The sequence below is a fragment of the Kitasatospora sp. NPDC088861 genome, assembly GCF_044750105.1.
GTDB lineage: Bacteria > Actinomycetota > Actinomycetes > Streptomycetales > Streptomycetaceae > Kitasatospora.
On the sequence record NZ_JBIVJF010000061.1, the window covers coordinates 1 to 7,996 of the forward strand.

Annotated in this window: 14 protein-coding genes; 9 read left to right on the forward strand and 5 right to left on the reverse strand. The window is 70.9% G+C overall.

What is annotated here, in order from left to right; all coding sequences use genetic code 11:
* Positions 1 to 97 precede the first annotated feature (97 nt).
* Positions 98 to 622 (reverse strand): alpha-lytic protease prodomain-containing protein, encoded by a 525-nt coding sequence (locus ACIP37_RS37545; RefSeq protein ID WP_400805723.1) that lies wholly within the window; start codon positions 620 to 622, stop codon positions 98 to 100.
* A 272-nt stretch (positions 623 to 894) separates the two neighbouring features.
* Between ACIP37_RS37545 and ACIP37_RS37550 the strand changes: the two genes are divergently transcribed.
* Positions 895 to 1,428, forward strand: a complete 534-nt coding sequence (locus tag ACIP37_RS37550) for a hypothetical protein (RefSeq protein ID WP_363631311.1) — start codon at positions 895 to 897, stop codon at positions 1,426 to 1,428.
* 120 nt (positions 1,429 to 1,548) lie between these two features.
* Entirely contained in the window at positions 1,549 to 1,686 is a 138-nt protein-coding gene (locus ACIP37_RS37555) for a hypothetical protein (RefSeq protein ID WP_363631309.1), read from the forward strand.
* A gap of 587 nt (positions 1,687 to 2,273) precedes the next feature.
* Here the strand turns inward: ACIP37_RS37555 and ACIP37_RS37560 are convergent.
* From ACIP37_RS37560 to ACIP37_RS37575, 4 genes are all read right to left on the reverse strand, one after another.
* The gene (locus tag ACIP37_RS37560; RefSeq protein WP_400805722.1) at positions 2,274 to 2,504 is read right to left on the reverse strand and encodes a hypothetical protein; all 231 of its coding nucleotides are present in this window, start codon (positions 2,502 to 2,504) and stop codon (positions 2,274 to 2,276) included.
* 686 nt (positions 2,505 to 3,190) lie between these two features.
* Entirely contained in the window at positions 3,191 to 3,733 is a 543-nt protein-coding gene (locus tag ACIP37_RS37565; RefSeq protein ID WP_363631306.1) for a GNAT family N-acetyltransferase, read from the reverse strand.
* 11 nt (positions 3,734 to 3,744) lie between these two features.
* Positions 3,745 to 4,875, reverse strand: a complete 1,131-nt coding sequence (locus ACIP37_RS37570) for a hypothetical protein (protein WP_363631304.1) — start codon at positions 4,873 to 4,875, stop codon at positions 3,745 to 3,747.
* Positions 4,876 to 5,393: 518 nt separating this feature from the next.
* Positions 5,394 to 5,633 carry a hypothetical protein gene (locus ACIP37_RS37575; protein WP_363631302.1) on the reverse strand — a complete coding sequence of 80 codons (240 nt, stop codon included), beginning with the start codon at positions 5,631 to 5,633 and terminating at the stop codon, positions 5,394 to 5,396.
* Between the two features lie 46 nt (positions 5,634 to 5,679).
* On the opposite strand from ACIP37_RS37575, the gene ACIP37_RS37580 reads away from it, so the two are divergent.
* The 7 genes from ACIP37_RS37580 to ACIP37_RS37610 all read left to right on the forward strand — a co-directional run bounded on the left by ACIP37_RS37580 (position 5,680) and on the right by ACIP37_RS37610 (position 7,867).
* Positions 5,680 to 5,898, forward strand: coding sequence for a hypothetical protein (locus ACIP37_RS37580; RefSeq protein ID WP_363631301.1), 219 nt, complete (start codon positions 5,680 to 5,682; stop codon positions 5,896 to 5,898).
* A 22-nt stretch (positions 5,899 to 5,920) separates the two neighbouring features.
* On the forward strand, positions 5,921 to 6,094 hold the full coding sequence (locus ACIP37_RS37585; RefSeq protein ID WP_363631299.1) for a hypothetical protein: 174 nt from the start codon (positions 5,921 to 5,923) through the stop codon (positions 6,092 to 6,094).
* Between the two features lie 41 nt (positions 6,095 to 6,135).
* Positions 6,136 to 6,336 carry a hypothetical protein gene (locus ACIP37_RS37590; protein WP_400805718.1) on the forward strand — a complete coding sequence of 67 codons (201 nt, stop codon included), beginning with the start codon at positions 6,136 to 6,138 and terminating at the stop codon, positions 6,334 to 6,336.
* Between the two features lie 211 nt (positions 6,337 to 6,547).
* Complete coding sequence (locus ACIP37_RS37595; RefSeq protein WP_400805716.1) at positions 6,548 to 6,931, forward strand: hypothetical protein; 384 nt, start codon at positions 6,548 to 6,550, stop codon at positions 6,929 to 6,931.
* Positions 6,928 to 7,110 carry a hypothetical protein gene (locus tag ACIP37_RS37600; protein ID WP_400805715.1) on the forward strand — a complete coding sequence of 61 codons (183 nt, stop codon included), beginning with the start codon at positions 6,928 to 6,930 and terminating at the stop codon, positions 7,108 to 7,110. Before ACIP37_RS37595 ends, ACIP37_RS37600 begins: the two co-directional genes overlap by 4 nt.
* A 254-nt stretch (positions 7,111 to 7,364) precedes the next feature.
* A complete protein-coding gene (locus ACIP37_RS37605) occupies positions 7,365 to 7,616 on the forward strand; it encodes a hypothetical protein (RefSeq protein WP_400805713.1) in 252 nt (83 codons plus the stop codon).
* Between the two features lie 107 nt (positions 7,617 to 7,723).
* A complete protein-coding gene (locus tag ACIP37_RS37610) occupies positions 7,724 to 7,867 on the forward strand; it encodes a hypothetical protein (protein ID WP_363625574.1) in 144 nt (47 codons plus the stop codon).
* Positions 7,868 to 7,996: the final 129 nt, after the last annotated feature.

Consider the following 7,996-nt stretch of genomic DNA (forward strand, 5'->3'; position numbering starts at 1 on the left):
GGTCCGATATCCGCTCACTCGCAGGCGCCTTGACCTGCCCCACCCTCGCCACACCACAACCAACGAGACACCGACCACAAAGTCACCGGCATTGGTCCTAGGTCCGGGCGGCGTCGGAGGACCGGACCACGACGGCGTTGGTGCGGACGTCCACGGACCAGAACGGCGTGGCGGTGGGTGTGGCGGCCCGGGCCGCCCGGTCGAGCGCGGCCTTCGCCCGGTCGAGGGCGGCCAGGGCGTTGCGGACGACGGTGGCCCGGCCGCCGTGCGCGGTGATCGTCCGGGCGACGGAGGCGTCCGTGGTGGCGACCACCAGGGCGGCGTCCGGCCCCTCGACCCAGGCCCCGGCCCAGCGGGAGCCCAGGGCGGCGGCGAGCGCGGTCCGAACCCGGGCGGCCCGGCTCTCCCCGGCCAGCCGGTCGGCGGCGGCTTGCGGGGAGAGTCCGAGGTCGCGCTGGAGCGCGGGGAGCAGCGCGGACGGGGCCGGGGCGGTCCGGGCCGCGGGGGAAGCGAGGGCGGCGACTGTGGACGGGTCGTCAGCGGGCGCGCTGACGGCGGGGGCGGCGGTCAGGGCGACGCCCGCGAGCGCGGTGGCGACCGCGAGCACACGGATGCGGAGCATGGGGGATCTCCTCGTTCGGCGTGGGGGTTGCCGGAACGGTAGCGATCCGCTGGCCATGTCAGGAACATGCCGAATTCCCCTGCGCTCCGGCGCTATACCCCTGTTGGGGCGGTCGGCGGTTCGGCGCAGCGTGACGGCGGACCGGAGGGCGGCGACGCTCGGTAGCCGGCAGATCTCGATCTGCCAACGAGTGGGAGATCCGTGCGCGGATCGTGTGCGAGCTCTGCTTGAATCGCACACCTCATCCAAACGGAACGGAGCGTTCTCCACCCATGCCTTCACGCATACGCGGGCGTCGGTGCGCCGGCCTGGCCGGCTTCGCCGGACTCGTCCTCACCGTCGGTCTGGCGCTGACCGGTTGCGACCCGTCGGCCGCCGACGGCGGAGCCAAGGCCTCGCCCCCGGTGACCGCCCCGGCGGGCGCCACCACCCAGTCGACCCCGCCGGCCGCACCGCCTGCGGCGCCGCCCGCCGCGTCCCCGGCTGGCACGCCGCCGTCGGCGTCGGACCCCGCGCCGAGCACGCCGACCGCCCCCGCAGCGGCGGCCCCCAGCACCCACGCGCCGTCGCCCACCCCGAAGGCGCCGCAGCCGAAGACCACCACGGCCCAGCCGCCGACCGCCCCGGAGCCGCAGCACACCGCGGCGGCCGGCGGTGCGGAGTGCGAGCTCCGCTCGAACGCGGGGAACTGCTACGCGGCCGGGCAGTTCTGCCGCAACGCCGATCTCGGCAAGAGCACCCATGACGCCAACGGGGGAATGATCTACTGCCGGATGGTCAGCGGCAAGCCGCACTGGCAGGCCTGAGCGAGGCCGATCGGGTGCGGGGGATGAACGCCTCGGCCCCCCCCGCGCCCGGTCGGCCCGTCGGCGTGACCCGGGAGACCCCGGACCCTAGTCGAGCTGTCCGAGAGTGTCCCAGAACAGGTGCTCGTACGCCTGGAGCAGTCGGCCGTACTCGCGGGCCACGGCCAGGGTCGGCCCGTCCAGCGGATCCGGCCCGAGGGCGTCGGCGGCCTGCTGTTCGAGCGCGGGAGCTGGCTGGGCGAAGAAGTACCCCAGTGACCACCCCCGCCCGCGCCCCCTGGATACCCGGAGGCGGCAGCGCCCTGGGGTGGGGTCTGCGTAACCCCTGCCCGGTCGGCGTCGGGCCGCCGGCACCGACCGGGTGCAGTGGTGGGTGGTCTGGTGCCTTCAGTGCGGTGACCGGTACGCCGGGCGCCCCGCCCAGGTCGGCGACGACCACGGCCACCGTGACGACGCCCGCCACGCCGCCCGCCTCCATGCCGACGACCACGAAGCCGACTTCAGCCGGGTCGTCGCCGCCGAGCGCACCCGGGGCCCGCGAGCAGTCCGGGTGGACCAGCAGGGTGTACAGCCTCGTCGCGGCGGCCACCCTGCACCCCAGCGAAGGCGGCGTGTGGTGGGACGGCACCGGCTACCGCCTCGTCCCCGCCGGGGCCCGGCTCGACGCCAAGGGCCGCCGGGTACGGCGGAAGGTGGTCGAGCTGGTCATCGCCGCCGGGTTTCTCCAGCAGGAGGAGAACGGCGACGTCGTCGCCACAGCGGACGGCCGCGCCATGCTCACCATCTGGCGGCACCACCGCACCGACCTCGCCGAGCCCTGGCCAGCCCGCGCGGAGCCCCAGGCCCTACCCCCGCTGCCCGGCGGCCACGAAGCCGCCCGCCGTCGGGAAGCCGCCCGCCAGCGCCTCGCGGAGCTGGAACGCCAGGCCGCCCAGAGCCGGGCCGAGTTCCTGCGGCGTCGTGAGGAGGCCGAGCAGCAGCACCAGGCCGAGCTGGAGGCCGCCCGCCATCGCAGCGCCGACGAGCAGGCCGAGCGCGAGCGCGCGGAGCGGGCCCGCACCGGAGCAGACATCCACCTGACGTGGTCCGCGGTGGCCGCCGGCCGCTGGAGCGTCACCGGGGCCGGCCACGACCGCCGCCTGGACGTCAGCCTCAACACCACCGACTTCGCGGCCGACATGTACGAGATCCGGGAGAACGGGCACTACATCTCCCGCCACCCCTACGAGCACCAGGCCGACGCTACCGTCCGGCAGCTGCTCGCCGACGGCGTCGAGATCGGGGAGCGGACACCAGAGCCCACCCCCGCCTCGCCCACCCAACGGGCCGTCGACACCCCCGCCGGCCGATGGCACCAGGCCCCACCCCCACCCACCCGAACGGAAGGCACTACCCCTGAGCATTCACCCCGACAACGTCCTGCCCGACGGCCGATGGAATCCGCGGTGCTTCGAACTCGACTACGAGGGCCGCAGAGGCCACTACCGGGTCGTACGGGGCCTCGGCGAACAGATCGGCACCGTGGAAAAGCACGGAGGCGTCTGGATGCCCAAGGACGCATCCGGGGCGTGGGTGGCAGCCGCCGCCGGCCGACGGGGCTACCTCACCCGCCGGGTCGCGGCCATCGAGCTGTCCATCGCCGTCCCGCTCCCGCCGCCGGAGGAAGAGGAGAAGTATCGGGTGGGGCCAGGGCCCACCCTCTCTCACCCGAACGGAAGGACGTGACCATGCTCGAACAGGGGGAATCCGCCCCTTCTCTGTGTCACATGATCGGGCGAAGCATGGAGTCATAGCGGGGCGAGTCTGGGTAGGGCTGCATCGTGCCCATCCAGGTGTAGCCCCATCGTTCGTAGAGTGCTCGGACCTTCGGGTGGTCCTCCTCGACCAAGAGGTGGGAGCGATCCTCCGGCCTGTGCGACAGCAGTTCCTCGTGCAAGGTGCGTGCAACGCCCGTGCCACGCCACTCCTTACGGACCATCACCTCGCACAAGGCAAAAGTCCTGTTATCGGTCTCCTCCAGCAGGTCGGCTGGCACCGGAGTGATCAGTCCGCCCCACCGGTACGCCGCCGTGCGTCCAAAACCGTAGGCGTACCCGACCACCGAGCCATCGACCTCTCCTAGCGCGCAGCCCCAGCGCGGCCCGGCAGCATGGCGGTGAAGGCGTTCGGTGAAGCGTTCGACACGGAAGAACGGATCAGAGGCTGCCTCCTCCGCGTACACCTCGGCGTACACCTCGATCAGTTGCCCCTCGATGACGGGCAAGTCGTCGGCGGTGTAGTAGCTGACGGTCAGGGTGGCGGCCACGCGGGTGCTCCTCACAAGGTGATCAGGACGTCGTAGCGTTCCACGAAGGACTTCGTCGTCGGTAGACCGAGGTCGGCCACCTTTCCTCGGAACTTGCCGAGACGCGTGGCCCAACGGGGGCAGTTCACTGAGGGATAGAGGGCGAGGGCCCCATCCGCCATGTCGATCGCCCGCTCCGGTTCGTCAGCGGCAAGGTAGCACTCGGCAAGGTGCACGCTCTTCGCGAACCTGTTACGCCTGAAGGCAGGGTCCAACAACCGCATGCCCTGCTCCTCCTGGTCGGCCGCCTTGTCGGCCTGACCCAGGTCCATGTGTGCCATGGCCGCAGCGCCAAGTAGCTCACCCGGGCCGACAAAGGCCAGCCACGCTGGCGGCGTCGTGCCGGTGGCCCTGTCCAGCGAAGTCTCGGCCCGTGCGAGAGCGCCTGCGCACCGGGTGCTCTCTCCGGAAGCCGCGTAACCGAGGGCGAGCCGGCCATGCAGCAGGGCGCTGAGGCGGTGGTTGCGGCTGTTACGCGTGGCATCCAGGGCCGCTCGGGCGATGGTGATGGTCTCCGTCGCCCGGCCAAGCTCCCAGCTCTGGCGGGACATGTAGGCCCAGATGCGGGCCTGGAGCATGCGGTCGCCGGCCAACAGGGAGGCGCGCAACCCAGAGTCAAAATTCTGGCCCGCGCGGCTCTGGTCGCCAGTGTCGAAGGCGAACCATCCCGCGCTGGCATGTAGCTCGCCGATCACCTGGTAGAGCGCTGCTTCCACTCGGGGCCCGTAGACGCACCGGCCCATGGCGTCCTCGATCTGTTTGACGGCCTCTTCGGCGATGTCGGCGAGCTGCTCACCCCCGTAGGCGTCGTCCACGGCATGGAGTTCGTCGATGCTCCCCCGGATGCGCTCGACATCGGCCATCCCTATGCGCCCCGAGGTCGGCAGAGGTGCGAATGCAAAACCGATGAGGTTCCCAGTGGCGGCGATCATGAACTGACGACGGAGCACGTGATTCTCCTGAGGCTCGGCGGGCGTCTCTCCCAGCAGCGTAGATCGGGGCTGGACGGCCGCAAGCTGGCGGGCCCTCGCACCCGAAAGAGTGAACCCGAGCTGATCCGCAGGCAGGTCGAAAACATCCGTGAGTGCCACAAGGTAGTGCATCTGCGGTAGTCCCGTCTCGCCAGAGAGCCACCGCCGCACGTGTCGGTCCGTCGCACTCCCCGGCTGACCGAAACGCCGCTCCTCAGCGGCGTTAACGGCTCGCGCCAGGTCACTCGCGGACAACGTGTTCGTGAGCATGAGACCCCGAAGGACTTGGTTCGGGCGGGCGGCTGCCATAGGGGCTCCTCGGTCCGGTGAGGCGACGCTACCCCCCGGCACCCCGCCGTCAACCCTCAGAAATGTCCGGGGGCCGTGAAGACGACCACGCTGGAACGTCCTATCCGAAGTTGTGTGACCGACGGTTGACTGAATGTCAGCGGCCGACAGGCGAAGTGAGGACATTGGGGCCTCATGAACCCTGCGGCAGCTCGATCACACACCGACGCTGCCGGTCTTCGGCAGCTACTCAGAAGGGACGCCTTGATGAGCGACGGCAACAACAACCACGGTGACGACAGCGGCAACCAGCACGGGAACGACAACGAGAACGGCGGCGACGAGTAGCACGCCATCACCGTCTAGCCCTCGGGTAGCTCCTGGCCGGCACTCGCGTACCGGCCAGGAGGCAGCCCGATGCGGTCTCCGTGCACGCAGGCCGGGACTCCCTCCCGGTTGTACCGGAAGCCGTCGGCCGGGTTGAACGGGTACTCCCCGCTGGGGCGTTCGAGCACGTCGAACGCCCCAGCGGGGAGCCGAAGGCTTGGACAGATCCAGCAGGCGTCGTGGTCGTCGTCGTTGATGAACGGCTCGGCGGACATGAACGCAAAGTAACCCCCCACCGCCACGGCGAAGGAGGACAGACCGATGGCGAGACGCAACCCCAAGCGTGAGTACCGCGAGGTCGACGTGGGTCGGAGCAAGAGTGAGTCGAACCGACTTCCCCCCGGCTGGAGCCCGCTGGACGACTACAGGACGGCCAACGCCGCCAGCCGCCCCCTGTCCGGGGCTGGCGAGCTTCAGATCGCCGCCGTGCGGTCCTGGTGCACCTGCCCCGCCTGCGTCGCCCGCAGGAACGCCGCATGAGCACCGATGGAGAGGCGCAACTGTGAAAGTCAGTGTGATCCAGGGCGACCCGGTCCGGCACCGCAAAGACGGATGGACGGGCACCGTCGCGGAGACCCCGAGCAGGCTCGCCAACCACGCCTGGGTGAACCGGGACAGCTCCAGCGACCCCTACCCGGAGATGGTCCTGCTGGTGGACTTGGAGGCCGCGGATTGAACACGCTGCCGCCCTCCTGGCCTCCGGGCGAGGGGCGCGTCGTGGACCGGCCCGACGGCTACCGCGAGGGGACCTGCTGGGCCTGCTCCCGGGAGACGCTGGTCTGCGCGGGCACCTCGCTCCAGGCCCCCGGTGACCCCCAGAGCACCTGCCACCCGATCTGCAACGACTGCATCATCCGCGCCCGGACGCCCCACCGCCGTGCCGCGCTGCGGGCCGCGCTCGACAAGCGCCCGGCGTAGGTCCCGTGTCGAGCCGCCCGGAGGAGAGCGCCGAGGACGACGGACAGGCGGTGGCCGACCTGCCTGCCCTACCCGAGGCAGCCGACGAGTCCGAAAAGTCGGCAGCCCTTGTGCCTGCCGAGTCAGACAGCATGCGCCTCCTTCGGGAGCGCACACGGGAGTTGCAGCACCGCCACGCCACGTGGCACTGGATCTTCGAGTGAGGAACACCATGGCTGACACCTCTGCGGGCCCGTCGCTCGCGCACACGTCCTGTCCCCCGGCGAGGCAGGACGCGGCCGACCTGCCCACCCCGCGCGAGGCCGCCCCGGCCCCCCGCCTGCGCACGGTCTTCCCGTTCACGGACTGGACGCTGAGCCAGGCTGCCGACGAGCCCGACATGCCACCGGTCCTGCACCAGTTCCGGTGCCGTGCGGAGGACGAGGACGGCACCGTGTGCGGGGCCGAGGGCCCCGAGTTGCAGTCGTTCAACCTCGCCCAGAGCTGGCCGTTCGTCCACGTCAAGGAGGACCCGGAGCACCGGTCCTACGAACACCTGGCGCGGGTGCCGTGGACGATCGGTCCGAAGGTCGAGCCCGGCACGGTGATCTCGTGATGGGGTACGTCCTGATCCTCGCCGCCATGGCCTTGCTGGTCGTCGGCGGTCTCGACTTCGACAGGGAGGAACGGGAGCCGGGCTGCCTGTGGTGGGTGCGTGTGCTGCCCCACCGCACGATTGAGATCCGGCGACGCGGACGCTTCGGCCTGGACGTCGGGATCTACGACCAGCGCTAGCCACAAGCTCCCGCCAGAGGCCCTGGAAATGGGTCTTCGGCCTCTGACGGGCCGGTGGTCCTGTCTTTGGGGTTTGGCAGGATCACCGGGCGCCCCGGCACCGGATCCGTCGGGGATCGGGCCGGGGCGACCCTAAGACCCCCGGCGGGTGCCTGATCTGCCGCCGGGGAAGCACAACCCCCGCCCTGGTGACCGCCAGGGACGGACCGGGACGACCGGGGCGGGGCCCACCATCCACCCCCTACGGAGTACACATGTCTGATCCGCCGGTGCCGCGTGAAGTCAACGTGAGCGTCGTGCCGGCCGAGGGCTATCAGCTGGAAATCGCGGGGGCACTGTCCGACCCGTACGTCGCGGCGGACGACATCGACAGGCACTTCGAACAGGTCCTCGCCGACGCGGTTCGCCGGGAACTGTTCATCCCCGACGACGTACCGCTCGTCCTGATCATCACGGACTCCGACGGGGAGAACATCCGGGCCGAACAGCCGTCGAACCCCAAGTAGCACCCACAGACCCCCGTCCCGGCCACCCTGGGGAAGAACGGCCGGGACGGGCAGCACCACCCGGCGGGCATCCGTCCGCCGGACACGACGAGCACGGAGGTAGCGGCATGGGCAAGCGCGGAGGCGGCACCGGTTCCGGTAACGGCGGCAAGCAGCAGGACGACAGCAACAAGGGCTCCGGGCACGGCGGTGGCGGCTCGGACGAGGGCGGCAACACCTCGGACGGCCAGAACCCGGCGGGCGGTAAGTAGCCAGTGACCGGCGAGACGCACAGGGAGGCGGGCCCTCAGAGGGTGTTCGATACCGATTTAGGCTGCTGCGAGAGGTTTCGGGCGGAGGTATTGCCCGATTTTGTCGGGACTGGCGGTCAGGCGGTTGGT